Annotated in this window: 24 protein-coding genes; 10 read left to right on the top strand and 14 right to left on the bottom strand. The window is 64.1% G+C overall.

Annotated elements, in window-relative coordinates:
- From B5Y19_RS24695 to B5Y19_RS24680, 4 genes are all read right to left on the bottom strand, one after another.
- Positions 1 to 1,111: tripartite tricarboxylate transporter permease (locus B5Y19_RS24695; RefSeq protein WP_079592319.1), on the bottom strand; the 1,111-nt coding region annotated here is incomplete at its 3' end.
- A 13-nt stretch (positions 1,112 to 1,124) separates the two neighbouring features.
- Positions 1,125 to 1,616: a tripartite tricarboxylate transporter TctB family protein gene (locus tag B5Y19_RS24690; RefSeq protein ID WP_079592317.1), complete on the bottom strand. Its 492-nt coding sequence runs from the start codon at positions 1,614 to 1,616 to the stop codon at positions 1,125 to 1,127.
- Between the two features lie 78 nt (positions 1,617 to 1,694).
- Complete coding sequence (locus B5Y19_RS24685) at positions 1,695 to 2,684, bottom strand: tripartite tricarboxylate transporter substrate binding protein (protein WP_055728204.1); 990 nt, start codon at positions 2,682 to 2,684, stop codon at positions 1,695 to 1,697.
- A 150-nt stretch (positions 2,685 to 2,834) separates the two neighbouring features.
- Positions 2,835 to 3,824: a TRAP transporter substrate-binding protein gene (locus B5Y19_RS24680; protein ID WP_055728205.1), complete on the bottom strand. Its 990-nt coding sequence runs from the start codon at positions 3,822 to 3,824 to the stop codon at positions 2,835 to 2,837.
- A 758-nt stretch (positions 3,825 to 4,582) separates the two neighbouring features.
- On the opposite strand from B5Y19_RS24680, the gene B5Y19_RS24675 reads away from it, so the two are divergent.
- Together B5Y19_RS24675 and B5Y19_RS24670 are read left to right on the top strand one after the other, a co-directional pair.
- Positions 4,583 to 5,710 (top strand): 4-hydroxybutyrate dehydrogenase, encoded by a 1,128-nt coding sequence (locus B5Y19_RS24675; RefSeq protein ID WP_139384554.1) that lies wholly within the window; start codon positions 4,583 to 4,585, stop codon positions 5,708 to 5,710.
- A 38-nt stretch (positions 5,711 to 5,748) separates the two neighbouring features.
- Entirely contained in the window at positions 5,749 to 6,495 is a 747-nt protein-coding gene (locus tag B5Y19_RS24670; protein WP_055728207.1) for an SDR family oxidoreductase, read from the top strand.
- Between the two features lie 216 nt (positions 6,496 to 6,711).
- On the opposite strand, the gene B5Y19_RS24665 is transcribed toward B5Y19_RS24670, so the two are convergent.
- The 3 genes from B5Y19_RS24665 to B5Y19_RS24655 all read right to left on the bottom strand — a co-directional run bounded on the left by B5Y19_RS24665 (position 6,712) and on the right by B5Y19_RS24655 (position 9,016).
- On the bottom strand, positions 6,712 to 7,989 hold the full coding sequence (locus B5Y19_RS24665) for a TRAP transporter large permease (RefSeq protein WP_055728208.1): 1,278 nt from the start codon (positions 7,987 to 7,989) through the stop codon (positions 6,712 to 6,714).
- The gene (locus tag B5Y19_RS24660) at positions 7,986 to 8,531 is read right to left on the bottom strand and encodes a TRAP transporter small permease (protein WP_055728209.1); all 546 of its coding nucleotides are present in this window, start codon (positions 8,529 to 8,531) and stop codon (positions 7,986 to 7,988) included. The genes B5Y19_RS24665 and B5Y19_RS24660 overlap by 4 nt, the downstream gene beginning before the upstream one ends.
- Positions 8,532 to 8,725: 194 nt before the next feature.
- Entirely contained in the window at positions 8,726 to 9,016 is a 291-nt protein-coding gene (locus B5Y19_RS24655) for a DUF1330 domain-containing protein (RefSeq protein ID WP_055728210.1), read from the bottom strand.
- Positions 9,017 to 9,221: 205 nt separating this feature from the next.
- Here B5Y19_RS24655 and B5Y19_RS24650 point away from each other — a divergent pair, with 205 nt between their 5' ends.
- Positions 9,222 to 10,028, top strand: coding sequence for an IclR family transcriptional regulator (locus tag B5Y19_RS24650; protein WP_176168723.1), 807 nt, complete (start codon positions 9,222 to 9,224; stop codon positions 10,026 to 10,028).
- A gap of 365 nt (positions 10,029 to 10,393) precedes the next feature.
- Here the strand turns inward: B5Y19_RS24650 and B5Y19_RS24645 are convergent, their stop codons facing one another.
- Positions 10,394 to 11,389, bottom strand: coding sequence for a 2-hydroxyacid dehydrogenase (locus B5Y19_RS24645; protein WP_055728212.1), 996 nt, complete (start codon positions 11,387 to 11,389; stop codon positions 10,394 to 10,396).
- A 38-nt stretch (positions 11,390 to 11,427) separates the two neighbouring features.
- Positions 11,428 to 12,987, bottom strand: coding sequence for an ABC transporter substrate-binding protein (locus B5Y19_RS24640; RefSeq protein WP_176168722.1), 1,560 nt, complete (start codon positions 12,985 to 12,987; stop codon positions 11,428 to 11,430).
- A gap of 236 nt (positions 12,988 to 13,223) precedes the next feature.
- Here B5Y19_RS24640 and B5Y19_RS24635 point away from each other — a divergent pair, with 236 nt between their 5' ends.
- From B5Y19_RS24635 to B5Y19_RS24610, 6 genes are all read left to right on the top strand, one after another.
- Complete coding sequence (locus B5Y19_RS24635; RefSeq protein WP_055728214.1) at positions 13,224 to 13,961, top strand: FadR/GntR family transcriptional regulator; 738 nt, start codon at positions 13,224 to 13,226, stop codon at positions 13,959 to 13,961.
- Positions 13,962 to 13,975: 14 nt separating this feature from the next.
- Positions 13,976 to 14,914, top strand: a complete 939-nt coding sequence (locus B5Y19_RS24630; protein WP_055728215.1) for an ABC transporter permease — start codon at positions 13,976 to 13,978, stop codon at positions 14,912 to 14,914.
- Positions 14,914 to 15,816, top strand: coding sequence for an ABC transporter permease (locus B5Y19_RS24625; RefSeq protein ID WP_139384553.1), 903 nt, complete (start codon positions 14,914 to 14,916; stop codon positions 15,814 to 15,816). Before B5Y19_RS24630 ends, B5Y19_RS24625 begins: the two co-directional genes overlap by 1 nt.
- Positions 15,809 to 16,570: an SDR family NAD(P)-dependent oxidoreductase gene (locus B5Y19_RS24620; protein ID WP_079592311.1), complete on the top strand. Its 762-nt coding sequence runs from the start codon at positions 15,809 to 15,811 to the stop codon at positions 16,568 to 16,570. The genes B5Y19_RS24625 and B5Y19_RS24620 overlap by 8 nt, the downstream gene beginning before the upstream one ends.
- A 14-nt stretch (positions 16,571 to 16,584) precedes the next feature.
- On the top strand, positions 16,585 to 17,775 hold the full coding sequence (locus B5Y19_RS24615; protein WP_079592309.1) for an enolase C-terminal domain-like protein: 1,191 nt from the start codon (positions 16,585 to 16,587) through the stop codon (positions 17,773 to 17,775).
- Positions 17,776 to 17,848: 73 nt separating this feature from the next.
- Positions 17,849 to 18,589, top strand: a complete 741-nt coding sequence (locus tag B5Y19_RS24610; protein ID WP_055728218.1) for a ribonuclease activity regulator RraA — start codon at positions 17,849 to 17,851, stop codon at positions 18,587 to 18,589.
- Between the two features lie 334 nt (positions 18,590 to 18,923).
- Here the strand turns inward: B5Y19_RS24610 and B5Y19_RS25920 are convergent, their stop codons facing one another.
- The 5 genes from B5Y19_RS25920 to B5Y19_RS26240 all read right to left on the bottom strand — a co-directional run bounded on the left by B5Y19_RS25920 (position 18,924) and on the right by B5Y19_RS26240 (position 24,302).
- Positions 18,924 to 19,205, bottom strand: coding sequence for a hypothetical protein (locus tag B5Y19_RS25920; RefSeq protein WP_055728219.1), 282 nt, complete (start codon positions 19,203 to 19,205; stop codon positions 18,924 to 18,926).
- Positions 19,206 to 19,547: 342 nt separating this feature from the next.
- Entirely contained in the window at positions 19,548 to 20,546 is a 999-nt protein-coding gene (locus B5Y19_RS24605; RefSeq protein WP_055728220.1) for a Bug family tripartite tricarboxylate transporter substrate binding protein, read from the bottom strand.
- 41 nt (positions 20,547 to 20,587) lie between these two features.
- The gene (locus tag B5Y19_RS24600; RefSeq protein ID WP_079592306.1) at positions 20,588 to 22,105 is read right to left on the bottom strand and encodes a tripartite tricarboxylate transporter permease; all 1,518 of its coding nucleotides are present in this window, start codon (positions 22,103 to 22,105) and stop codon (positions 20,588 to 20,590) included.
- Positions 22,102 to 22,563 carry a tripartite tricarboxylate transporter TctB family protein gene (locus B5Y19_RS26245; protein WP_176168721.1) on the bottom strand — a complete coding sequence of 154 codons (462 nt, stop codon included), beginning with the start codon at positions 22,561 to 22,563 and terminating at the stop codon, positions 22,102 to 22,104. The genes B5Y19_RS24600 and B5Y19_RS26245 overlap by 4 nt, the downstream gene beginning before the upstream one ends.
- A 5-nt stretch (positions 22,564 to 22,568) precedes the next feature.
- The gene (locus B5Y19_RS26240; protein ID WP_055728223.1) at positions 22,569 to 24,302 is read right to left on the bottom strand and encodes a hypothetical protein; all 1,734 of its coding nucleotides are present in this window, start codon (positions 24,300 to 24,302) and stop codon (positions 22,569 to 22,571) included.
- 184 nt (positions 24,303 to 24,486) lie between these two features.
- On the opposite strand from B5Y19_RS26240, the gene B5Y19_RS24590 reads away from it, so the two are divergent.
- Complete coding sequence (locus B5Y19_RS24590; protein WP_055728224.1) at positions 24,487 to 25,368, top strand: LysR family transcriptional regulator; 882 nt, start codon at positions 24,487 to 24,489, stop codon at positions 25,366 to 25,368.
- Positions 25,369 to 25,438: the final 70 nt, after the last annotated feature.

Raw genomic sequence — 25,438 nt, 5'->3', positions numbered from 1 at the left:
CGAAGGGGATCATGATGATGTTGCCGAGGATGAAGATGATGTAGAGCGCGTACATGCTCTCGGCCTGGCTGGTGAACAGCGTCGGCCCGGGGTTCAGCCCCTTCATGTAGAGCACGCCGATGGCGATCGCGGTGATGGTGTCGCCGGGGATGCCGAAGAGCAGCGCCGGCACCCAGCCGGAGGCGAGCGAGGCGTTGTTGGAGGCGCCGGCCTCGATCAGCCCTTCCGGATGACCGGTGCCGAACTTCTCCGGCGTCTTCGAGAAGCGCTTGGCCATGGCGTAGCTGACCCAGGCCGCCATATCGGCGCCGGCGCCCGGCAGCACGCCGATGATGATGCCGACGATGTTCCCGCGCGTCTGTTGTTTCGGATATTCCTTGGTCAGCTGCCACTGGCCCTTGAGGATGGAGCCGAGGCGGCGGTTCTCGATCTTCGGCGGGTCGCGCTCGGTCAGCGAGCGCATCACCTCGGCCAGCGCGAAGACGCCGACCAGCGCCGGGATCACCTCGATGCCGCCGAGCAGATCGGTCGAGCCGAAGGTGAAGCGCGGCACGCCGCCGGGGTTGTCGATGCCGATGCAGGTGATCAGGAGCCCGAGCAGCATCGCCGCGATCGCCTTGATCGGCGAGGAGCGCGCGACCAGCGTCGAGCACATCAGACCGAGCATGGCGAGCCAGAAGTTCTCATAGGTCGAGAAGGACAGCGCCATCTCGGCCAGCAGCGGCGCGATGAGCATCAGCGAGAGCGTGCCCGCGATGCCGCCGAGCGCCGAGAACCACAGGCAGATGCCGAGCGCTGTCTCGGCCTGGCCCTTGCGCGTCATCGCATAGGCTTCGTCGGTATAGGCGGCCGAGGCCGGCGTGCCCGGGATGCGCAGCAGGCAGCCCGGAATGTCGCCGGAGAAGATCGCCATCGCCGAGGCGGTGATGATCGTCGCGATCGCCGCGATCGGCGAGAGATAGAAGGTGACCGGCACGAGCAGCGCCGTCGCCATGGTGGCGGAGAGCCCGGGCAGCGCCCCGACCGTCAGCCCGTAGAAGGCCGACGCGACGACCGCGATCATCACGTCGAATTGGAAAACCAGCCCGAAGGCCTTGATGACGGTATCCATCGTCAGGCCTCGCTCACCAGGAGAAGGGCAGGATGCCGCCGGGCAGCGGCACGCGCAGCAGTTTCAGGAAGATCAGGTTGATCGTGAAGGGCGCGATGATCGCGAGCGGCACCGCCAGCCTGGGTTTCGCCCCGAAGGCGAGGCTGCAGATCAGCACCATGATCGCCGTCGTCGGCAGGAAGCCGAGCGTCTCCGAGGCCAGCGCGTAGAAGGCGAGCAGAGCTGGCGGCAGCAAAGCCAGCCAGTTGCGCCAAGCCGGCACTGGCGCGAGTTCCTCCGGCGTCGCATGGCTCACGACATCGGCCTCGGCGACCTCCTCGAAATGGCGCCCGATCCCGAAGACGATCAGCCCGCCGCAGAGCACGAGCCCCGCACCGACGACCATGGGAAAGGCGGAGGGGCCGACCTGCTGGCCGGGAACCGGCGGCAGCTGGGAACCATAGGCAAAGGCGAGCCCGCCAATAGTGGCGACGACACCTCCGGTGACCTTGTCGGACAGGAGCATAGGCAGCGGCTTTCGGTGACGGGAAGAGGCCGGGCGCTGCCTTCGCGGCCGCGCCCGGCTGCCTTGCGTTTGCGCGGATCAGCCTTTGGCGAGCCCGCCGGCCTTCATGAAGGCACCCATCGCCTTGTCGCTGTCGGCCATGAACGAGCCGAAGGCGTCCGCATCGGCATACTTCATCGTCAGGCCGCGCGAGTTCATGAAGTCCTTGTACTCCGGCGAGTCGTAGATCTTCTTGAGCTCGGCCGAGAGCAGCTTTGCGACGTCAGGCGGCAGGTTCTTCGGCCCGCCGATGCCGCGCCAGGAGCCGAGCGGCACCTCCAACCCCATGGCCTCCCTGAGGGTCGGTACGTCCTTGAACTGCGGGTTGCGCTGCGCGGCCATGATGGCGAGCGACTTGGCCTTGCCGGCATCGATCATGGCGCGCGCTTCCGGCACCGAGCAGGTCACGAGGTCGAGACCGCCGGCGGCCAGATCCTGCATAGCGGGGGCTGCGCCATTGGACGGAACCCACGCGACATGGTCGGGCTTCAGCCCCATCGCCTGCATCCAGCCGACCAGCGCGAGATGCCAGATGCCGCCCTGGCCGGTGCCGGAGGCCTTGAGCTTGCCGGGAGGCGCCGCCTTGATCGCGTCCGCCAGCTGCCTGACGTCCTTGTAGGGCGAATCCGACTTCACCTGGACGCCCGGCGGGTCATCGTTCATCAGCGCCAGCGGCGTGTAGCTGGCGTAGGTCAGCTGCGTCAGCCCCTGATGGTGCATCATCGCGATCTCGGAGGTGATGATGCCGAGCGTGTAGCCATCGGGCGCCGCCGTCGCGATCGCCGAATGGCCGACTACGCCGGAGCCGCCGGTGCGGTTCACCACGTTGAAGGGCTGGCCGAGGCTCTTTTCCAGCAACGAGGCGATGATGCGGACCACCGCATCGGTGCCGCCGCCGGCACCCCAGGGGCAAACGAGCGTGACGGGACGGGACGGGAACTTGGCCTGGGCAATGGCAGGCGCGGCGATGAGGCCGGCTGCGCCGGCAGCCGCGCCCTTGAGCACACTGCGTCTGTCGATTGAATTCATTCGAGCATTCCTCCGCTATCGATTTAGGATCCCGGCGCTGCGCCCTAAGCGTAGAGCGGCCGCGCTAGGCGGGCGGCAGCCCGGGTTCGAGGTTCCGCTTGCCGATAGCTCCGGAGCTGGCGAACCGGCTCCGGCGCCATGACACCACCCTTACGGCTTGGCACTCGCGGCCATTGCGGCGCGCGCCTGTTCAACGAGGTCGAGGCCGATCTTCCTGCTGTACTCTGCCACGACAGGCGCGACGCGCGCGCTCATGGCTGCCATCGCTTCAGGCGTCGGTTGGGTAATCTTGAAGCCCTTCGCTTTCAGTTCGCCTTCCAGCTGCTCTGCCGCTTTGCGAGACAGGTCGCGTTGGAAGGTTGCCGATTCCTTCGCCGCCTCCATGACCACCGCCTTGTCCTTGTCCGAAAGGCTGCCGAACCATTTGCGACTGGCAAGGAGGACGAACGGCGTATAGACGTGCCCCGTCTTGGCCAGATGGCTCTGCACCTCATAGAACCTTGCGGTATAGATCAGAGCGTAAGGCGTCTCCTGAGCGTCTACGGCACGATTTTCGAGCGCGCTGTAAAGCTCGGGCCAGGGAAGAGGCGTCGGGTTGGTTCCCAGCGCCGTCCATGTCGCGATGAACAGCGGGTTCGGTATGACCCGGATATTGAGCCCGGCCATATCCTGCACCGTGTTGACGGCACGTTTTGCGTTGGTCATGTGACGGAAGCCGTTGTCCCACCAGGCCAACCCCACAATGCCGGTCTTTTCCCTGAGCTGTGCAAAGAGCTTTTCGCCGACCGGGCCGTCCATGACGGCATCGACCGCGGCGAAGTCCTTATAGAAGAAGGGAAGGTCGAAGATCATGAATTGGGGCACTACGCCGACCAGGTTCGGCGTAGGGCCCACCATGATGTCGATGAAGCCGGCCTGAACCGACGCCTGCATCTCGGGCTCGCTGCCTAGCACGCCGTTGCCGAATGTTTCGATCTTGAGGCGGCCAGCAGTCTTCTCTTCCACCAGCTTCGCGAAATGACGTGAAGCTTGTCCGACCGGATGATCGTCGACAGGCACGTATCCCAAGCGCGTGTTCTGAGCCACGGCCGGAGCCGTGACCAGAAAAGCCCCCAAAAATGCGGCCGTTAGAAACCTCATTCTCATCGTTTATCCTCCCAGAGTAATTTATTATAATTAGGATCAAGAGTGCATAATCGGTCATCGACAAGAGAATGCCACTGACGTCAGGCGACGGATCTCCATTATCTATGCTTATTTCTACGTTAAAGATGAGGCCGACGTTCGTTTGAACTTTAGACTTCTGCATTCGCGATGGGCATAACCCAGAACAAACTCGCCGACGCCGCCCCTCCGCCACCAAGATAGGTAGGATCCTTGGCCTGCCCGCGCGGGGCCGGGCCACGAGCAGGAGCAACCCAAATATCCTTCAGACCCGATTCAAACTACGCTCAAGGTAGATGCCTACAATATGGACAGTATGTCCAATAAGTCATGATGAGCAGAGACAACCTGGGTTGTCAACGCTCGATCACCGCTCTTTGCGCTCCAATGGGTGGCTCCATGACGACGTCCCAAGCGGGCTTGCGAGCCATGATCTGCTTGATTGAAACCAGAAACATATTCGGGTTCATGCTGATGTGCTGCCGGAAGGACGCGGTCACCCCGTTCTTGACCGCTGAAGTCCAGCCAGGACGCTGAGCGGCAGCGGCATCGCACAACCAGAATCCGGCGCTTGACAAGGCCGAAGTTCCGCACGCACATATTATGGACAATTCGTCCATAATATGGGCTAGCTAGTAGCTGCGCCTCTCTGTGCGCTGGCTAAACAACGGCGTGCCATATGACACGATGCTGCAGCAATGCAGCTGGGCGGGATATCAGGGGAGAGCGGCAGCGTGCACACCATAACCTATCTGACGAACATCAGTTTCGGGATTGGCGCGTCCGACGCGTTGGCGGACATCGTGCGCGAGCTCGGCGTGTCGCGCCCCTTGGTGATCAGTGATCACGGCATCAAAGCCGTCGGTCTGCTCGACCGCCCGGGCTTCGCGTTCCTGAAGTCGGCTCCAGTCTTCCTGGATGTTCCCACCAACCCGACGGAAGCTGCGGTTGCTGCTGGCCTCGAACTATACAGGCAAGGCAGTTGCGACGGCGTCGTGGCGATCGGCGGGGGATCTCCGATCGACCTGGCCAAGGGCGTGGCGCTGCTTGCGACGCATGATGGCGAATTGGAGCGGTACGCGGCGATCCTGGGCGGCGTGGCTCGCATCACGAACGCAGTGGCGCCGCTCGTGGCCATCCCGACGACAGCAGGCACCGGGTCGGAAGTCGGGCGCGCGGCGTTGATCACGCTAGACGACGGCCGAAAGCTCGGCTTCATCAGCCCGTTCCTGATCCCGCGCAGAGCGGTCTGCGACCCCGCCCTGACGATGGGGCTTCCGCCGGGTCTGACAGCCTCGACAGGCCTCGACGCATTGTCGCACTGTATCGAAACGTACCTGTCCCCCCGCTTCAACCCGCCCGCCGAGGCAATCGCCACGGACGGCTTCAAGCGCATCTGGAAGGCATTGCCTGTTGCGTATGCGGATGGCGCGAACGCCGAGGCGCGGACCGAACTCATGATAGGCGCCCTGGAAGGAGGCATGACCTTCCAGAAGGGTCTCGGAGCCGTCCACGCCCTGAGCCATGCGCTCGGCGGTCTCAAGGAGGCGAAGCTGCATCATGGAACGCTCAACGCCATCCTGATGCCGACCGTTCTGCGGTGGAATGTGGAAATCGAGGCTGTCGCCCAGAAGGTCAGGCACCTCGAAAGCCTGGCAGGACTTGACGGAACACCCCTCGCAGATGCCTTGGACGCGCTGAACAGTCGATTGGGCATCACACCGAAATTGTCCGAACTTGGCGTGCCCCGTCACGTCATCGATTGGGTCTGCGAGCGAGCCATTGCGGACCATAGTCACCCGACCAATCCACGCCCCTTGAGTAAGGCAGACTACGCCGCGATCCTCGAGGCCGTGTTCTAAGCTGAGACCGCCCCGAAGAAGACCGAGGAGGCAGTTCCGTGAGACCGATCGTGATCGTGACCGGCGCAAGCCACGGCATCGGCGCAGCAACGGCCAGGCTGTTCGCCGCCGAAGGCTACGACGTTTGCATAAACTACCTCTCGGACAGCGAGGCAGCGTCCGAGGTCGTCGAGGCTTGCACGGCCGCGGGAGCACGCGCCATCGCGGTCCAGGGAGACGTGGGCAAGATAGAGGACATACAGGCTCTGTTCAGAGCCTGCGACGATGAACTGGGAAGAGTGACATGCCTGGTCAACAATGCCGGGATCATCGGAAAAGCCGGCAGGATAGAGGAATTGCAGCCTGAGGTGCTTGAAACCGCCTTCAGGATAAATGTCTTCGGCGTCATGTACTGTATCCAGGAGGCCGCGAAGCGCATGTCCACCCGCCAGGGCGGCCAAGGCGGGGCGATCGTGAACATGTCATCACTGGCGGCCTTCCTCGGCAGTCCCAACGAATATGTTCACTACGCCGCCACCAAGGGAGCCGTAGAATCCATTACCTTTGGTGCGGGGAAGGAACTGGCGCCGGAGGGCATTCGCGTGAACGCCATCCGCGTCGGGACCACCAACACGCGGATCCACACGAACGGCGGAAATCCCGAGCGTCCGGCCAGGATTGCCGCGCTGACGCCGATGGGGCGCATCGCGGAGCCCGACGATATCGCGCGCGCTGCCCTGATGCTCGCGTCTCCCAGCTCCGGGTTCATGACTGGCACCTTGATCACCGTCGCTGGCGGGCTTTGATCGTCCGGTCTGGCAATCCGTAGGGCAGTGCCGGGGCTCATCCCGGTACGGCTAACAAGACCGTGTCGCGTCCCGCGACTGACTCTGCAGTCTCAATCGATCCCGCAACCTCAGGTCACGCGTCAGGACCCGCCAGGGTGCCTGGCGGGTCCTTTGTCGTAGCCCCCCGGAAAAGCCGTCGGCACCGTCCAGGTCAGCTTCTCGACAGTCCGAGCTTCAATGGAGCCAGCGCGCTGGCACGGTCACCAGTGCCGGGAATAGAACCAGCAGCATTATGAGAAGCATCTGGGCCACGAGGTAGGGCATGGCCCCCTTCGTCGCCGTTTCCAATGAAACTCCGCTGATTCCCGATACCGTGTTGAGGACCGTCCCGACAGGAGGTGTGATCAAGCCGACCGCGTTGACCATCATGAAGATGACCCCGAAATAAACCGGGTCGATACCGGCCGCTTTGACGATCGGCATTAGAATGGGCACCAGAATAGTGATGCAAGGTGCGAAGTCGAGCGCCGTGCCGACGATGAAAACCACCAGAACGATCATACCCATCAGCAGGATCGGCGATTTGATGAACGGTCCTAGGAGACTGACGAGCTGGGCGGGCATATTGGAGATCGTCAACATGAAGCCGGAGATCATGGAGGCCGCGACCAGCAGCATGATCACGGCCGTCAAGCGTCCGGCCCCGAGCAACGCGTCATAGAGCAGCCGCGGTGTCAGCTCGCGATAGATGAACAGCCCCACGAACAAAGCATAGGCGGCAGCCACGACGCCGGCCTCGGTTGGCGTGAAGATGCCAAAACGCAGTCCCGCGAGGATGATCACCGGCATCATCAGCGCCCAACCGGCGGTCACGATGGTCTTCGGGAGATCCCTGCGCGGAGTCTTAAGCCGGACGGTCGCTGTCTCCTTCTTGGAGAGAAACCACCACGCGATCATGAGGCTCAGCCCCATCATGATTCCGGGCACGATACCGGCGAAGAACAGGCCGACGATGGAAATATTCGCGGTGACGCCCAGAATGATGAAGCCGACAGACGGCGGAATGATGGGGGCGATAATGCCTGTCGCCGCCATCAAGCCCGAGGCGCGGCCCATATGGTAGCCGGCGTCCCGCATCAGCGGGACCAGCATGACCGCGAGCGTCGCCGTGTCCGCGATTGCGGAGCCGGAGACGCTCGCAAGGATCAGCCCCGTGCCGATGACCACGTAGCCGAGGCCGCCACGGATGTGACCGACGAGCGCCAGGGCTACGTTCACGATCCGGCGGGAGAGGCCGCCGGCATTCATGAGCTCGCCTGCGATGAGAAAGAAGGGGATCGCCATCAGGGGATAGCTGTCCGCGCCGTTGACAAGGCGTTGCGCCAGGATGTTGGCGTCCAGATTTCCCATCAGCAGCATCATCGCAATCCCCGACAGCATCAGGGCGAAGGCGATGGGAACCCCGATGGCCATCGTGCCAAGGAGGGAACCGATGAAGACCAGACCGCTCACGGGGTTTTCTCCGAAGTCAGCGCGGAGGGCACGACCGGCAGCGGCTCGACATGCTCCACTCCCGACCAGGGGGCGGGCAGGATGCCGCGCAGCGAGCGCCACAGATCGAGAAGGAGAACCAGGGCCATCAGGATCGCAGCGACGAATCCCGCGAGGTAGATGGCGCCGACGGGAATGCCGGACAGTGCCTGAACGTTGCCCCACTCGATGACGGTGAGCTCCCAGCTGCCTTCTCCCAGAAGCCAGCAGCACCACAACATCAGACCGTATGAAACGAAGAAGCAGACCAGACGCGCTCTTGGAGGCAGCCGGACGACCAGAGACTCGACGCCGAGATGGGCGCCCTTGGCGAGCGCCACCACCGATCCCATGAAGATGACCCAGACGAGGACGACGCGGGAGACCTCGACGGCAAACGGAATGCCCGAGCTGAAGCCGTAACGCAGTACGACATTCGTAAAGATGAGCAGGCTGATGACGGCCATGCCGATGACGACGAAGACGTCGAAAGCCTTGAATAGCCACTGCAACGCTGAGGACATGACCGCTCACGAAGGTTGTGCGCGCATGCGGCGGTTTCGCCGCAATCTGACGAAAGCCCGGAGACGTTGAGCCGAGCCTCGCTAGCAGGTTAGGCAGGTGGCCCCGTCTGCGTATCCGGTCGAATTGCGCGCGAGATAAAGGCGAGGATACCTCCGGCCGGACTTGCAGGTGATCTCAGGCAATTCGTCCGGTGTCAGACACCTTCCACCACGGCCAGATGCACTTTGGCGTGCTTCTCGCGGGCCTTGATGGCCTTCTGATATTCTGGAGAGCTGTAGCAGGCGAGCGCGGTCTCGTAGTCCTTGAACTCGATGACGGCCAGCCGGTTCGCGGCGGGGCCTTCCATAACCTGGCTTTGTCCAGCGCGAACGACAAAGGCGGCCCCGTATTTATCGAAAGCCGCCTTGTTCAACGCGATGTAGTCTTTGTACCCTTCATGGTCTGCGATATCGACCAAAGCAACCCAGTAGCCTTTTTTGGACATCTGCTTCCTCCCAGCATGACTTCCCGAGCCTTCTCTTGCGGAGGCGTGGGGATTCGATTCGTTCACGTTCGGCGTTCTAGAGTTCGCCGTTGATCCCCCTCGATCACGCGGCTAGAACCGACGAAGAGAATTGACTACAATGTGGACAATCTGCCCAAATTTTTAGAGCCGGGGTGTTTCGTTGTCAAGCTTGCGAGGTATGCCCGTGACCAAGAATGAGCAGGATGAGGGCGATGGTGGAGCGCTTCATCACGTACAAGGAGCGGCGTCGTTCTCGAAGTTCATGACGGTGCTGCAGATCATTGCCGATGCCCCTGGAATGCTGAACATCGCCCAGCTGACAAAGCGCGCGCCGTTTCCCCGGGGTACGATATACCGCCTCGTTTCGGCGCTCATCGCGGAGGGGCTCGTCACGCAGTCAGGAGAGAATGGAACGTTTCGGCTGGGGCCACGCCTTCTCCAGTTTGCTGCAAAGACCTGGGAGGATTCCGACCTGCGGACGATCGCAAGGGATTTTCTGGTGTCGCTTCGCGACGCAACGGACGAGACCGTGCATCTTGCTGTGCCGAGCAATAACCGGATGGTCTACATAGACAAGCTGGTGGGCTCCAACAGGGTGCAGATGAAAACCAGCATTGGCGGCCAGGTCGAACTTCACTCCACGTCCGTAGGGAAGGCGTGGCTGTCCGGCCTGCCGGACGAACGACTCCTGGACGTTATCAAGGGCCTGGACCTGAAGCGCTACACCGCCAAGACGTTTACGACACCCGCAGCGCTGTTAGATGAATTGAAGCGGACGCGTGAGCAGGGGTTCGCGTTCGATGACGAGGAAAACGAGCCGGACATCCGCTGTTTCGGCAGCCCGATCTTCAACCGTTCGCGGGAGCCTATCGGAGCGGTCAGCATCAGTATGCCGGTGTACCGGCACGACGAACGGCGCCACGAGCTTTGCGGAAGGCTCGTGCGTGAAACCGCCCAACTGATTAGTGCAGAGTTGTCCAGGATGCTATAGCGCCGGGCGCGCCGCCGGGTTCTGCAGAACTGTCCGGAACCTTGGGGCGCTCGCAATCGTGCTGCCGTTGCTCGGAAACCATGGTCTATGGCTTGCTCAGGTGTTTTGTTCATCGCGGGTCACCCTTGCCTGGAAGTACCCGCTTTGGCCGCGGCCGCAAACTGCTAGTTGGTCCGCTTCCCAGGCTGGATCGAGCCATGCACGAGCTGCCGTCGGGAGCTTGGGGTCTCAGCTAAAGTTTTGTGCTAGAGCCGCCAAGGTCTGCTTTTGGGCAAGGCGCTAAGTTCAGCTATTGGCGCATCCCAGAAGCCAAGCGGCGCCTCGAGCCCAATCGCGGCCGGCTCGGGGGCTTGCCGTCCAACGACTCAGTCGAGCGCTTGCAACAAGGACCGGACGACGCTTGCCCCCATCGCGTCTCTCGTCTCGATAGTGGCGCTGCCGAGATGCGGCGTCAGCACGACGTTGTGCAGCTCCCGAAGACTGGCTGGGACATGAGGCTCATCGGCGAAGACATCAAGCCCGGCGGAGCCCAGCTGTCCCGTGGTCAGAGCTTCGATCAGCGAAGCTTCGTCAACGATTTCGCCCCGGGCGATGTTGATCAGCGTGCTTTCTCGTCCCAACGCCGCAATGACGCTCCTGTCGACGAGGCCACGATTGCTTGGTCCACCCGGGCAGGCGACGACGAAGACGTCACTGTCGGCGGCAAGTGTCCGCGCATCGGGATAATAGGGATACGAGCAGCCCGCCACCGGCCGCCGGGTGCAGTAGCGCGGATGCATGCCCATCACTTCGCCGCGGCGGGCGATGCCGCTGCCGATATGGCCGAGACCGAGCAAGCCGATACGCGCTCCTCTCACCGACTGGCCCAGCGGAAAGGCGCCTTCTGCCCAGGCGCCACGGCGAACATGAGAGTCGGCCGCGACGAGGCGGCGCCGGGCCATCACCATGAGCGCGATGGCGAGATCGGCAACCTCTTCCGCAAGCGCAGCCGAACTATTGGTCAGAACGATGCCGCGCTCGGCCAGGGCTTCCGCATCGATATTGTCGAGCCCCGCGCTGTAACAGGCCACGATTTCGAGCGCTGGCAGGCGCTCCAGCAGGGTTCTGTCGAGCTTGGCCTTTCCCGTTGTCGCGATCCCGCGAATGCGAGCACCATGGGCCGCGACGAGCGCATCGATATCCTCGGGCTTCGTCGGATCGAGTATCTCGAAGCGCTGCGCCAGCGCCGCGACCGTGGCCGCGGGCACGCTCTTGGAGAGGACGAGAACCGTGGCTCGTCGCTGGAGAACATCCTTCACGACGCCCGCGTTCTCGATCCCTTCCCGATTGCCAGGCGTTCCGCCGGGTGCATTCACATTCACGGCAATCCTCGCAATCGGGCCGGATGTCGGCGCCCGCGTCAGGCTTTGGCGAGCCACGCCTCGGCGAGCTGCCAGGCGCCGCCCGAATCGAGCACGATGTTCTGGAGTTCCTTGCGGGCGACATGGCGCGCCTCGCGGAAGAACAGCCAGGAATAGTAGTCGTTCTTGTTCAGGGCGGTCTGAAGTTCCTTGTAGATCACCTTGCGCTTGGCCTGATCGGTCTCCTCGCGGCCCTGATCGACCAGCTTGAAGACCTCCTCGTCCTTGATGCCGGACCAATTCTGCGAAGCGGCGCGTCCGAAAAACGGCCCGAAGACATGGTCGGGGTCGGCGCGCGGCACATTCACCCGCCCCATGGCCAGCTCGTGCTGAAGCCCGAGCACCTTAGGCACCCAGGCCTGCCGCTCGAGGATCTCGATTTCCATGTTGATGCGGAACTGCTTGAGCTGGGCCTGGACGATCTGCGCGACCTGCGTGTCCGGATCGCGCTGGATGATCGAGAGCTTGCAGGTGAAGCCGTTCGGCTGCCCGCCTTCCTTGAGGAAAGCCTGCACCTTTGCGGGATCCAGCTTCGGTGACGGCACGCTGGCGTCATAAGACCAGTCCGTCGGCGGGACCCAGGTGGGCGTCACGGCGCCGAAGCCACGGGTGATGCCCTTCATCAGGACGTTTCGATCGATGCCGTGGTTGACTGCGGCGCGCAGGGCGGGATTGGCGAAGATGCCCTTGGAGACGTTGAATGTCAGCCATTGCGCAATGCCCGGCGGAACGGCGACGAGCTTCAACGCCTCGTTCTTCTCGACCTCTTCGAAGTCTCGCGGGGTCACGCCGTCGACCAGATGGACCCCGCCCGACTTGACTTCGACCATCTTGACCGCCGTGGTCGGGATGATCCGCAGCGTCACCGCATCGGCATAGGGCAGCTTCTTGCCGTCGGCACCATCGCGCCAGTAGCGCTCGTTGCGCACGAAGCGGATATGGCTGCCGCCGACCCATTCGGCGAATTTGTACGGCCCCGTCCCCACGGGCTGCCGGCCGAAATCCTGGCCGAGCTTTTTCAGCGCTGCCGGCGAGCACATCATCCCGGCCTCGACGGCGAGCGACGCCAGCGCGGCGCCTGAAGGCTGCTTGAGATTGACCTTCACCGTCATCGGGGCGAGCGCCTCGGCGCCGGCGATGTCGGCGAGATCCGGACTGCGCGGGGCGGTCGAGCCGGGCGCCACGACGCGCCCGATATTGAACACCACCGCCTCGGCGTTGAACGGCTCGCCATCATGGAAGACGACGCCGTCGCGCAGCTTGAAGACGACGGACTTCTTGTCTTCGGACCATTCCCAGCTCGTCGCCAGCGACGGCTGGAGATTGCCCTGCACGTCGAATTTGAGCAGCCCCTCGAACATCTGGATGAGGGCGTAGCGATCCGAGGTCGGCGCGTCGCCCATGATCGGGTCCAGGCTCTTCGGCTGCAGGTCCATCGAGGCGACGATGGCGCCGCTCCGGACCGGAGAAGTCTGCGCAAAGGCCAGGCCGGGCAGGCCGGCGATGAGGCCGGCGCCGGAGGCGCCCAGCAACAAACCGCGACGTGAAATCAAAGCCATCGAGGCAATCTCCTCCCAAGGCGCTCTTGGCGGCGCCAGCCGAGGCAAGCCTATAAGATATGTTATGAGGTAACCGCAACGATTTTTTCGAATTGAACGAGGCAATCGCTTGCTGCAGGAGCGCAAAACATCATCGCAATGCAGCATATCGACCAAAAATCGACGAATACGCCGCTCTCGCGGGTCGAATTCGAAAGGCGTTGACGACTCTCGGCCTCCAAGATATCTGATATGTCATGAGCGAGATTTCCGCCATTCAACCCGACAAGCAGCGTCTCACCGAGGCGGTGACGCAGTTCGTCATCGACCGCGTGGCCGAGCGCGTTTACCGCGCCGGCGACTCGCTGCCGTCGGAATCGGATCTCGCCAAGCGGCTCAACGTGTCGAAGCCGGTGGTCCGCGAGGCACTCGGAAGGCTCGCCGCGCTCGGCATCGTCCAGATCCAGCAAGGCAAGCCGACGACAGTAAAGGGGCTTTCGGTCGCCCCTCTGGACCAGTTCCTGCGCCTGGCCGTCCGCGTGACGGATAACGGCCTGCGCGAGGCGGTCGAGCTGCGCCGGGCGATCGAGGTCGAAGTGGCCGCGCTGGCGGCCGAGCGGGCCTCGCCCCTTCAACTCGAGCCCGTGGAAGCCGCGCTGGACAAGATGCGCGCCAATGTCGACGGCGACTTCGAGCGCTGGCTCCAGGGTGACCTTGCCTTCCATATCGCGCTCGCGCGTTGCTCCGGCAATGCGCTGCTCGAGCACCTCGTCGACGCGCTGGCGGAGACAATCAAGTTCACGCAGCGGGCGCTCGGCATGCAGCGCGACCTGCGCGACCCCATGGCGACCGTCGCGCGGCACCAGGCGGTGATCGATGCGATCAAGGCGCGCGATCCTGTGGCTGCGCGCAACGCGATGACGACGCATTTCGCAGTTTCAGGCGCCGTCCTCGCCGAGATCACGCGCGACCAACGCCGTCTCGATCGCTACTGAAGGCCGCCGTCGTTATGATCTATTTCGGCAAGAAGCTCGCGCAGATGCTGCCGGTGGCGTTCTTCGTGACGATCATCGTCTTCGCGCTCACCAACCTGCTGCCCGGCGATCCGACGGTCACGATCCTGGGTGAGCAGGCGACGCCGGAGCAGCGCGCCGCGGTGCGCATCGAATACGGGCTCGATCAGCCGGCGCCGATCCGATACGTCACCTGGCTCGCGCGGGTCGCCCAGGGCGATTTCGGCCGCTCGCTGCGCACGCGGGAGGATGTCGGCCAGATGCTGGCGGCGCGCGTTCCGGTGACGCTCGAACTCGGCTTCCTGTCGATCCTGATCGCGGTGGCGATCGGTATGCCAGCCGGCATCCTGGCTGCGCGCTTTCGTGGCAGCTTCATCGACGTAATCGCCAGCTTCCTGGCCATGTCCTCGGTCGCGGTGCCCTATTTCTGGATGGGCGTGCTGCTGATCATGCTGTTCTCGCTCAAGCTCGGCTGGCTCCCTGCCTCCGGCCATGTGCGCCTCTTCGACGACCCGGCGGAGAACCTCCGGCTGATGATCATGCCGGCGCTGACGATCGGAACCGCCTTCGCGGCACTCGTCATGCGCCAGACCCGCGCCTCGATGCTGCAGGTCCTGTCCCAGGACTATGTCCGGACCGCCAGAGCCAAGGGCCTCAACGAGCGTCTCGTGCTGACCCGGCACGCGCTGCGCAATGCGCTGATCCCGATCGTCACGGTCATCGGCCTGCAGGTCGGGGCGCTGCTCGGCGGCGCGGTCGTCACCGAAACGGTCTTCGCGCTGCCGGGCCTCGGGCGGATGCTGGTCGACGGCATCTTCCAGCGCGATTTCCCGGTCATCCAGGGTGCGATCCTGTTCATCGTCATCGCCGTCTTCCTGGTGAACCTGCTGACCGACATGCTGTACCGGGCCTTCGACCCGCGGGTGAAGGCGTGATGGCGGTCGTGACCGAAACCATGTCATCCGCCGCTTCATCGGCGACGCGTGCACCGCGTTCGCCCGGAGCGCTCATCCTGCGCCGCATCCTCGGGTCCTGGCAGGGCCAGTTCGGCACGGTGGTGCTCGCCATCATCGTCGGGCTGGGCCTTGCCGCCCCCTGGCTCTCTCCCTATTCGCCGACCGATATCGACCCGGACGCCTTTTCGATGCCGCCCAGCGCGGCCCATTGGTTCGGCACCGACGAGATCGGCCGCGACGTGCTCTCCAGGGTTCTGCACGGCGCCACGGTCTCACTCCAGGTCGTCATCTTCGCGATCGGGCTCGCGCTGATCGCCGGCTCGATCCTCGGCCTGGTCTCCGGCTGGCTGGGCGGCCTCTGGGATGCGCTGATCATGCGGATCATGGACGCCTTCCTCGCCTTCCCGCTGCTGGTGCTGGCGCTCTCGATCGTCGCCGTGCTCGGCCCCGACCTCATCAACGCCATGCTCGCGATCGCCATCACCAAGATGCCGGGCTTCGCGCGGCTGGTCCGGGCCGAGGTGCTGTCGCTGCGGGAGGCCGACTATGTCGTCGCGGCACAGGCCGCCGGCGCTCGCCCGCTGCGGATCCTGCTGCGGCACATCTGGCCCAACGTCTCGGGCAACGTCATCGTCTATGGCTCGCTTTCGGCCTCCCAGGCGCTCATCACCGAAAGCGCTCTCTCCTTTCTCGGACTCGGGGTGCAGCCGCCGACGCCGAGCTGGGGCTACATGGTCGCGACCGGCATCCAGTTCTACCAGTCCTGGTGGATGAGCTTCTTCCCCGGCCTCGCCATCTTCCTCACCGTGCTCGCGCTGAATTTCCTCGGCGACGCCGTACGCGACGCCTTCGACGCCCGCCTGGGCGGCAGCCATGACTGACAGGCCTGGCTTGAGCGTCGATCTCGGCGGCCGTCGGGCGCTCGTCACCGGCGCGACGCAAGGTATTGGGCTCGCCATCGCGGCGTCGCTCGCGCGTTGCGGCGCCCGAGTGGCCCTCAACGGCCCGGCTTCCGATACCGATCTTGATACTGCCCACCGCGCTGCCGGGGCGGAAACGGCCATCGCCGCCGACCTCCGGCAGCCGGCCGAGGTCGAACGCCTGATCGGGGAGGTAACGGCGCGGTTCGGCGGGCTCGATATCCTCGTGCTCAACGCTGCGCTGCAGGAACGGGCGGCCTGGCAGGATTTCGACCGCGCCGGACTCGACCGGCAATGGGAGATCAACCTCGCTGCCAACTACCGGCTGGTCCAGGCCTTCGTGCCGGCGATGGCGGAGCGCGGCTTCGGCCGGCTGATCGCAATCGGCTCGATCCAGCAGGTGCGGGAGCATCCCGAGATGCTGGTCTATGCCGCGAGCAAGGCCGCGCTCGAAAGCATGACGCGCAACATCGCCCGCCAGGTCGCGGCGAGCGGCGTGACCTGCAATGTCCTGGCGCCCGGCGCCATCGCGACGGCGCGGAACCGCGAGACGCTGGCCGACCCTGCCTATCGCGCGGCGGTGTTGGCGCGCATTCCCGCCCACCGCCTCGGCACGCCCGAGGACTGCGCCGAGGCCGCCCTGTTCCTCGCCTCCGACGCGGCTCGTTACATCACCGGCACGACGCTCTTCGTCGATGGCGGCATGCATCTCTAGGGAGACCAACGCCGATGAGGATTGTCGACATGAAGGTGCGCTGCGTGGCGATACCGCTCAATGCGCAGCTTCGCCACAACACCGGCGTGCATCCGGGCTATTTTCTGCGCACCATCCTCGAGCTCGTGACCGATGAGGGCATCATCGGGCTCGGCGAAGTCGGCGGCGGCGACCAGCGCGGCGCTCTGATGAGGCTCAAGCCGCGCATCATCGGCATGGACCCGTTCCATCTGGAGCTGATCAAGCTCAAGACGTTGCGGGCGATCTACTATCTCTCCAACGCCCGGCTTTACGCCGCGATCGAGATGGCCTGTCTCGACATCCAGGGCAAGGCGCTCGGCCGGCCGCTCTGCGACCTGATCGGCGGCCCGGTCCGCGATCGCATTCCGATGATCGCCTATCTGTTCTGGCGCTATGACCGGCCGGGCGGCGGCCATGACGAGCATGCCGAGGACATGGCCGATCTTTGCCAGGAGCTTCACGAAACGCTCGGCGTGAAATCAATGAAGCTCAAGGCGGGCGTGCTGTCGCCGGAGGTCGAGGCGGCAGCCGTCGAAGCCTGCCGCGAGCGAATGGGGCCGGATTTCGGCCTGCGGATCGACCCCAACGGCGTCTGGTCGGTGCCGACGGCCATCCGCATCGGCCAGCGGCTTGAAGCCGTCGGCCTGGAGTATTTCGAGGATCCGGCCTGGGGGCTCGAGGGTAACGCCGCCGTACGCAAGGCGGTCCGCATCCCGATCGCGACCAATATGTATCCGGCCAAGTTCGACGATCTCGGCCCGGCGATCCGGCTCGGCGCCGTCGATATCGTGCTCACCGACATCCACTACTGGGAGGGTCCGCGCGGGGTGAAGGACCTGTCGGCGGTCTGCCGCACCTTCGGGCTCGGCGTCGCGATGCATTCCGGGGCCGAGTTCGGCATCGAGCTCGCCGCGATGCTGCACACCGCGGCGACCATCCCCGAGATGAGCTTCGCTGGCGACGCCCATTACCACTACCTGACAGACGACATCATCGAAGGCGGGCTGATGAAATACGAGGACGGCGCCATCCGCGTGCCGACCGGGCCGGGTCTCGGCGTCTCGCTCGACGAGGACAAGATGCGCCACTACGGCGCGCTCTACGAGGAGAAGGGCGACTACTACGCCCGCTTCCATCAGGACCCGTACCGGCCGGACTGGCATCCAGTCGTCGGCGGGGTTTGAAAACCCGCAACCGCATCGCTCCGGAGAGGCGTTCACGATCTCCGGATCACGCCGCCAACCATCAGGAATAACCATGTTCGACATCCCCAAGATCGCCCGTCCGGCGAAGGCGCTTCTCGATGGGCTCGCCAGCATCGGCACGGCCACCGCGTCGAGCGAGCTTTACAAGATGGGCATTCGCAATCCCTTCATCGCGGGCGCGGTACCGCACAAGCGCGGCAAGGTGGTCGCCGGACCGGCCCTTACCCTGCAGTTCATGCCGAAGCGTGAGGACCTCTACGGCGACGACGAATATGCCGATCGCGAGAAGCAGCTTCACAGGCACGCGCTGTATCACGTCGAGGCCGGCGACGTTGTCGTTGTCGACGCCCGCGGCGACATGCAGAGCGGAATCTTCGGAGAGATGATGCTGACCTATTTCGCCGGCAAGGGCGGGGCGGGGATGGTCATCGACGGGGTGATCCGCGATGCCGCGAAGGCGTTCGCTCTCGATATCGGCTATTGGATGCGTGGCGTTACGCCGAATTTTCACACTCAGACGACCCTGATGCCCCACGCGGTCAACGTGCCGATCGCCTGTGGCGGCACCTATGTCAGACCGGGCGACATCATCATTGCCGATGACGACGGAGCCATCTGCGTGCCGATCGCCTATGCCGAGAGGCTGCTCGAGGTCGGCAGTCATCATGCCGAATGGGAGGACTTCTCCCGCCTCATGCTCTCGAAAGGCGGCGATCTTCGTCGCTACTACCCTCTCGCCGAGGACGCGGAAGCCGAATACCAGGAATGGAAGACGCAGCAGAAGAGTGGGTGAGGCCGCGACTGTTCTCGTGAGATGATGCTGCTTCCCATTGCACGCGAGCCGCCTCAAGTTAAGCGCCTGTCGAGGCTTTTGGTACAGCGTCGCACACTTCCTCGTGGCCGGCTCCCTGCGGGACGCCGGCCCTTCTTTGCGCGTATCGACGGCCTACTCCAAGCGGGGCTATGCCGTTCTGATACCAATCGGTCGAAGCCCACGATCGGGCCGACGGGTGAGCGTCCGCTTTCGGCGGGATCTCAAGCTCTGCTTGCGGCGCGACGCGGATGTGGGCGCTTGCAAAACGCATGGCGCCGCTCTGGTGGCAACCACCGGACAACTCTCGGTAGCTTCAGGCCCCCGCAACCAACTTTACCGAACGCCGATCCTCGGCAGCAAGAACCGCCCTTCCAGGGGCGGTTTTTTTGTTGGCGGAGTCTTCCGTGACGTCGACCATATTGGCGATCTCACCGACCAGCTTGATTTCGTAACCGCCCTCGATCGGATGGTTGAGGACGATCTCCATCAGCGATCGAAGAGTCCCTGGCGCTTCCGTGCGCGTCTCCTCGTCTGCCGAAACCTCGCGCAGGGCTTCAACCTGCCTGCGGCACAAGCCGGCCAGATTGGGGTGCATGCGAACCGGCGGCCCGCGGGATGCTGGAGTTGACGCTCGCCGGCCTGGGTTGGTCGTTGGCCCCGTTGCCATGGGCTATCCGCTACTTGCCGACGGCCGATTGGTTGAGCTTGAACCACGACATCGGATCGCGGTGCCGTTAAATTGGCAGCGGACGAGGCTGAACACTTGGCTGCTCGACGCGATGACAAAAGCTGCCAAGTCCGTGGGCGCACGGCACCTGTAGCCTCCCGGGGTAAGGGCTAGCTTTGACTGTGCGCCGTTGGATCATGTGCAGAAGGCAGCCGCTCGAGCCGCCGAACCTCGCACGTGGCTGGCATTCGTCGTCGACGACGATTGCGCCTACTGCTTTTGACTTTTCACGAGTTCGAGGATGCCGGTCTCGGTGACGACCTGGCGCAGCTTCGTCGTTTCGGATCCCCACCGGGCTCCGAAACCGGCCGCATCGAGATGGACGGGTTCGGACCCGAGTTTCGCGATGGCGGCCTTGACCTCGGGATCGGCCATCACGGCCGCGAACGCTTCGTTGAGCTTGCCGGCAATGTCGGCCGGCACACCCTTGGGTGCCGCCACGCCGGTCCAGGACACGATCTCGGCATCGTAGCCGAGCTCCTTGGCCGTCGGGACGTCCTTGTAGAGCGGATCCTGACTGCGCTCCGGCCCGAAATTGAGCAATGGGCGCAACTTGCCTGCCTCGATATGGGGCTTGTAGTCGACGGTGCTGCCTGCCGAGACCGCGATATGACCGCCGAGCAGCGCCGTCAGCAGCGTGCCGCCGCCATCGAACGAGACCGGCTCGATCTCGATCCCGGCGGCGCGGGCGAGCTGCGTCGGGCCGATATGCGACGAATTGCCGAAGCCGGTGATGCCGTACTTGATCTTGCGGGGATTGGCCTTGGCGTCGTCGATCAGCACCTTGGCCGTCTTCCAGGGCGTGTCGGCACCCGTGACCAGCACAGGCGGCGTCACCGTGATCTGCGCGATGGGCTGAAGGGCAGTGGGATAGTCGTGGCGCGACCCGCCATAGAGCGGCTGCAGCACCATGGTGCTGGTGACCATGCCGATCGTGTAGCCGTCAGGCCGGGCGCCGACCAATTCGTTCAGTCCGGTCATCGTACCCGCTCCGGGTTTGTTCTCGATGATCAGGGGCTTGCCGAGGCGCGCTTCGACGGCTTTCGTGACAATGCGGCCCATGATGTCGGTGGCGCCGCCGGCGGGAAACGGCACGATCACGCGGATCGGCCTCTGTGGATAGGTCTGGGCGAAGGCAGGGAATGCCATCGCGACCGAAGTGAGACCGAAAGCGGCGAGCGCGAGGCGGCGTGTGGCAGCGTTGGTCATGATTTCTCTCCCTTTTTTCAGTTTTTTCATCGTTCGCACGCTCATCGAGGCGGGACGGGTACCAGTGGCGCACGGGCGAAGTGGCTGCGAAGGGCCAGACCGATGCGAACCAGGATAAAGAGGGCAGCGGTTCCGAGCATGAGGCCGCTGAACGGCCGCGACATCAGCACTAGCAAGCTGCCATCCGCGAGCACCATCGATTGAAGGAAGCCCTTCTCGATGAGCGGGCCCAGGAACAGCCCGATGATCAGCGGCGCGACGCTGTATCCCGCTCCTTTCAGGAGCCAGCCGGCCAGGCCGAAGGCGACTGCCAGCCAGAGATCGGACAGGTTGTTGTTGATGAAATAGGTCCCGCTCATCACCACGATAGCGACCAGGGGCATCAGGATGCCGAGCGGGATGCGCAGCAGCGAAGCAAACAATCCGACGAATGGCAGATTGATCACCAGGAGCATGACATTGCCGATGAGAAGGCTCGCCACGAGGCCCCAGAACAGGTCGGGGCGCGTGTTCACGAGGTTGGGACCAGGCGTGATGCCATGGATCAGAAAGCCGCTGAGCATGAGGGCTGCGCCGGCATTGAACGGCAGGCCGAGCGAAAGCAGCGGGATCAGCGTCGAGGTATCGGCTCCGTTGTTGGCGGACTCCGGCCCGGCCACGCCCTCGATCGCGCCCGAGCCGAACTGGTCGCGACCGCGGCTGAAACGCTTCTCGATCGCATAGGACAGAAAGGTCGAGATCGTGCCGGACGGACCGGGGACGAGGCCGATCAGGAGCCCGATGAGGCTGCCGCGGCCGATCGCCGGCAGCGAGCGCGAAAGTTCCTCGCGCGTCGGGTAGAGATCCCGGAAGGCGACGCGCGGCGCCGAGACCGCAGCATCGCCATCAGAGGCGGTCTGCAGCACTTCGGCCATGCCGTAGACGCCCATCACGACGATGATGAAGGAGATGCCGTCGAGCAGGATGTCGCTCGACAGGGTGAACCGTTCGACCCCGCTCATCGGATCGATGCCGATGGTGCCGAGCATGATGCCGACGACGACCATCAGACCGGACTGCACCATCGACTGGCCGCTGATACCGGAAAGCACGACGAGCGCGAGCAGCGCGATACAGAAATACTCCTGAGGGCCGAATGCGAGGGCCCAGCCCGCGATGGTCGGCGCAAAGAGCACGAGGACGACGAGCCCCAGCATTCCCGCGAAGAACGAGCCTAGCGCGGCGACGGAGAGCGCCGCACCGGCGCGGCCACGGCGGGCCATGGCATAGCCTTCGACGCAGGTGACGACCGATGCGCCTTCGCCCGGCACGTTGAGCAGGATCGACGTGGTCGAGCCGCCATAAGCGGCGCCGTAGTAGATGCCGCCGAAGATGACCAGCGCAGTCAGGGGATCGAGGCCGAAGCTGATCGGGATCAGCAGGGCAATCGTGCCCGAGATGCCGAGCCCCGGCAGCATGCCGGCGAAGGTGCCGAGCAGGACCCCGATCCCGGCAGCGACGAGATTGGTCGGGGTGGCGGCGAGTTGGAAACCCTGGATGAGAGCGTCGAGCGAGGTCATGGCAATGGCAGATCGAGGGCGCGGGAGAACAACAACCAGATGCCGAACGAGAACGCGGCCGCGAGCCCGACAGTGACGGCCGGGCCGCGCATGCCCCTGCTGACCATGAGCAGAGCCAATGTGGCGCCGAAGGTCGCCGGCAGGAAACCGAGGCGACCGAGCAGAGCGGCGTAGCCCGCCAGAATCACGAGAAATGCCAGCGCACGGCTCGGTTGCAGACCCAGATCGGCGGATGTCGTGTCCCGCGCACGCCAGACGCGGAGGAGATTGCCCAGGGCCAGCACGACGCCGACGCAACCGGCGATCCTCGGCAGGAACCCGGCCCGCGGATTGCTCCAGGTCCCGAAGGAGAAGCCGAGCGCCGCATACAGGTAGAGCGCGCAGCCTGCGAAAAGGGCGACCGCCACGACGAGTTGGACGAGAAACGGCGACTGTCCTGATCGATCAGTCTTCTGCAAGGCCTTTACTCCGCTGGGACGGGATCCGGGGCGCGCTCTGACAGGGCCGCGAGGCGCCCGGACAGATCGTCCCGGAGCGTCAAAAGCCGCTCCCAACCCAGCATGTTGTAGGCTGAGAAATGCTGGTCGGTGGCGGCAGCGTAACTCCTCATCTCGTCGGCCAGCGTCCGCAACAGATCGAACGCTTCCTCCGATGCGGCACGCATCTCGATACCGAACGCATCCTCGCGGCCGGGGTGATCGAGCAGGAACCGGGTGAAGATGCAGGCGCGGACGGCCGCCCGCCAGCCGGCGACGTAGAGCCTGAAGGTCTCCATGCGGCCGACGAGATCGCGATGGGCGGCTTCGGTCAAAGCCGCCGGCCGCTCACGGGCGAGGCCAGGCTGCAATTCGACCAGCCTCAACGCCTCGTCCTTCTCGGCCAGAATGCGGCGGATATTGTCTTCCGAGGTCTCGAGGGCGTTCTCCTTCGAGGGGTCCCAATCCTTCAGGCTGTTCTTCTCCTCGGCAAGCCACCAGGCGTGATCGAGGCTGATCGGGTAGTTGCTGGAATCCGAGAAGACGCAATCGTTGACGAACAGGCTTTTCGAGACGATTTCCCACGAATTCGCGAAAAGGCGCACGTTCCAATCGGCCGCGGCGTCGAGCTCGTCTTTCGCGGCGCCGGGCTCCGTCATGCCCGTCTCAGTCAGCCACGATCGGTGGATCTCACGGTCGCCGACATCGGCGTTGAGCGCCAACGCCGCCGCTGCATGGAGGTTGAGCCGGTTCGGGGTGTGGAAGCAGGAGTGGCCGTCCAAGCTTTCCCAGTCGGTGCGCAGGATCATGCCTACGACGCCATGGCGCAGTGCCGTCTCCATGCGCCGGCGATAGTCGTCGGTAATCACCGCCGGCCCGATGCCCCAGCCGAAATACTGGCCCATTGTATCGAACTCGACCCATTGCCGATGGTCGCCGACATCGCCGAGGCGCGGATTGTCGGGAAATGTCGGATAGTAGTCGTGCGGCGTGTTCTTCAGGCTGACGATCACGTCGGAAGGCAGGCCGGCGATGGTCTCGGCCAGTTCCGTCTGCGCCTTCTTGTCGAAGACGAAATCGCGCACGACCAGCTCCCGCCCGGCGGCGCGGATCGGCTTGTGCATCGCCATGATCAGCTTGCGGTACCAGCCTTGCGGCGTGCTGCCGCGGCAGGCCTCGCAGGTGCAGCGGTTGGAGGAGATCGCCAGGCGGCTTTCGCCGGTGCCCGGGGCGGTGATGATCCCGGCGATCCCAGGCAGGTCCTGGAAGAGCTCGGTGTACTTGGTATCGACGAAATCCCACCAGAAAGGGTCGTTCGGGCACAGCGTGCCGTTCTTGACGAGTTGCGGATTGAGCTCGAGCAGGATGTCGGGGAAGGACAGCTCCTTGTTCTCGAACCACACGTCGATGCCGTTGCGCGCGGCCAGATCGATCACCCGTCGCAGATAGTCACGGCGCTGATAGGGGCCGCTGCGCCGCGTGGGCGTGTATTTGTACAGCTTGGGGAAAATCTCGCGATAGCGCTCGAAGATATTCGTCCCGGCGCCGGATGCGCCGAACAGCTTGCCGGGATAGACCACCATGTCGACGATGTCGTTGCGGTGGAGCGCCAGCGAGGTCATGTCGTGGCGCCGCGCAAACTCGATCGTCTTGCGGACCCAGTCGAAATTCCAGACATAGCCGCTGTGAACTTCGATCGCCCGCGTGGAAAATCGCGCCATCCCGCCAACTCCTTGAGCGGGAGGACGCGCGGGCACGCACGGCATCTTGATGCCGCCCGTTCCGTCGGACATTTCCTCCGCGCCGCGCCTTATCGCGCTGTTCGTGAGTTGAGACTGGAGGAGCCCCGCCACGACGTCGAGCGCTCATTGATGCGCAGCCGATAACCGTGGGTTATGGTGACTGATGTTCAACCTGCGCCAACTTGAAGTGTTCCGGGCCGTCATGATGGCCGGCAGCCTCACTGCCGCCGGCCGTCATCTGCAGATGTCACAGCCCGCGATCTCGAAGACCGTACGCCGCATGGAGGATCTGGTCGGGTTCGCCCTGTTCCAGCGCGGCCGGGGCCGGGTTCAGGCGACCCCGGAGGCGCTCAATCTCTATCGCGAGGTCGAGAAGGTCTTTCACTCGGTCGGCGTGGTCGAAAAATATGCGCGGGATCTCAAGGAGAGCCGCTCGGGCGTCCTGACACTGGCTTGCACGCCGACATTGTCCTGCAGCTTCGTCGCCGATGCGATCGCACAGTTCAGACAGCGGCATCCCGGCGTCCGCGTCTGGCTTCAAGTCGCCAAGACGAAGGAGATTCTGGCGATGGCTGCCAGCGGGCAAATCGATCTCGGCGTCATCTTCACGCCGGGCGACCATGCGGGCGTCACGACGCTTCCTCTGTTCGAAACCGCGCTTGTCTGCGTCATGGCCCCCGATCACCCGCTTGCGGGCCGCTCCGTCATCGAGCCGAGCGACCTCGCGGGCGAGGCGATCATCACGAATATCCAGAGCGAGCCCATCCATGAGCTGCTCGGACAGGCGTTTCGGTCGGTCGACCTGAATCAGCACGTCATGATCGGCAGCAATTACACGATCAGTGCCTGTGCGCTTGCGATGAAGGGGTGCGGCGTCGCCATCGTCGAGCCGATGGGAGTGTCAGAGATATTTCCGCTCGCGGTTCAAAAGCAATTCTTGCCAAGCGTGAAGATCTTCCCGCGCGTAATTCATGCAAGGCACGTCGCGCTATCTCGAACGGCTCGTTTGTTCATTGAAGCGGTCAAGCACGCCGCTGCGCGGTAAGAACTTATCGAGCAGGTTCAACACAGCCGCGACGCGCCACAACCTGACCTTGGTGCTTTGCCCGGAAGCG

The sequence above is a fragment of the Allobosea thiooxidans genome (assembly GCF_900168195.1).
GTDB classification, from domain to species: domain Bacteria; phylum Pseudomonadota; class Alphaproteobacteria; order Rhizobiales; family Beijerinckiaceae; genus Allobosea; species Allobosea thiooxidans.
Note: the sequence above shows the minus strand (reverse complement) of the source record. Positions and strands in the feature narration are given on the sequence as shown.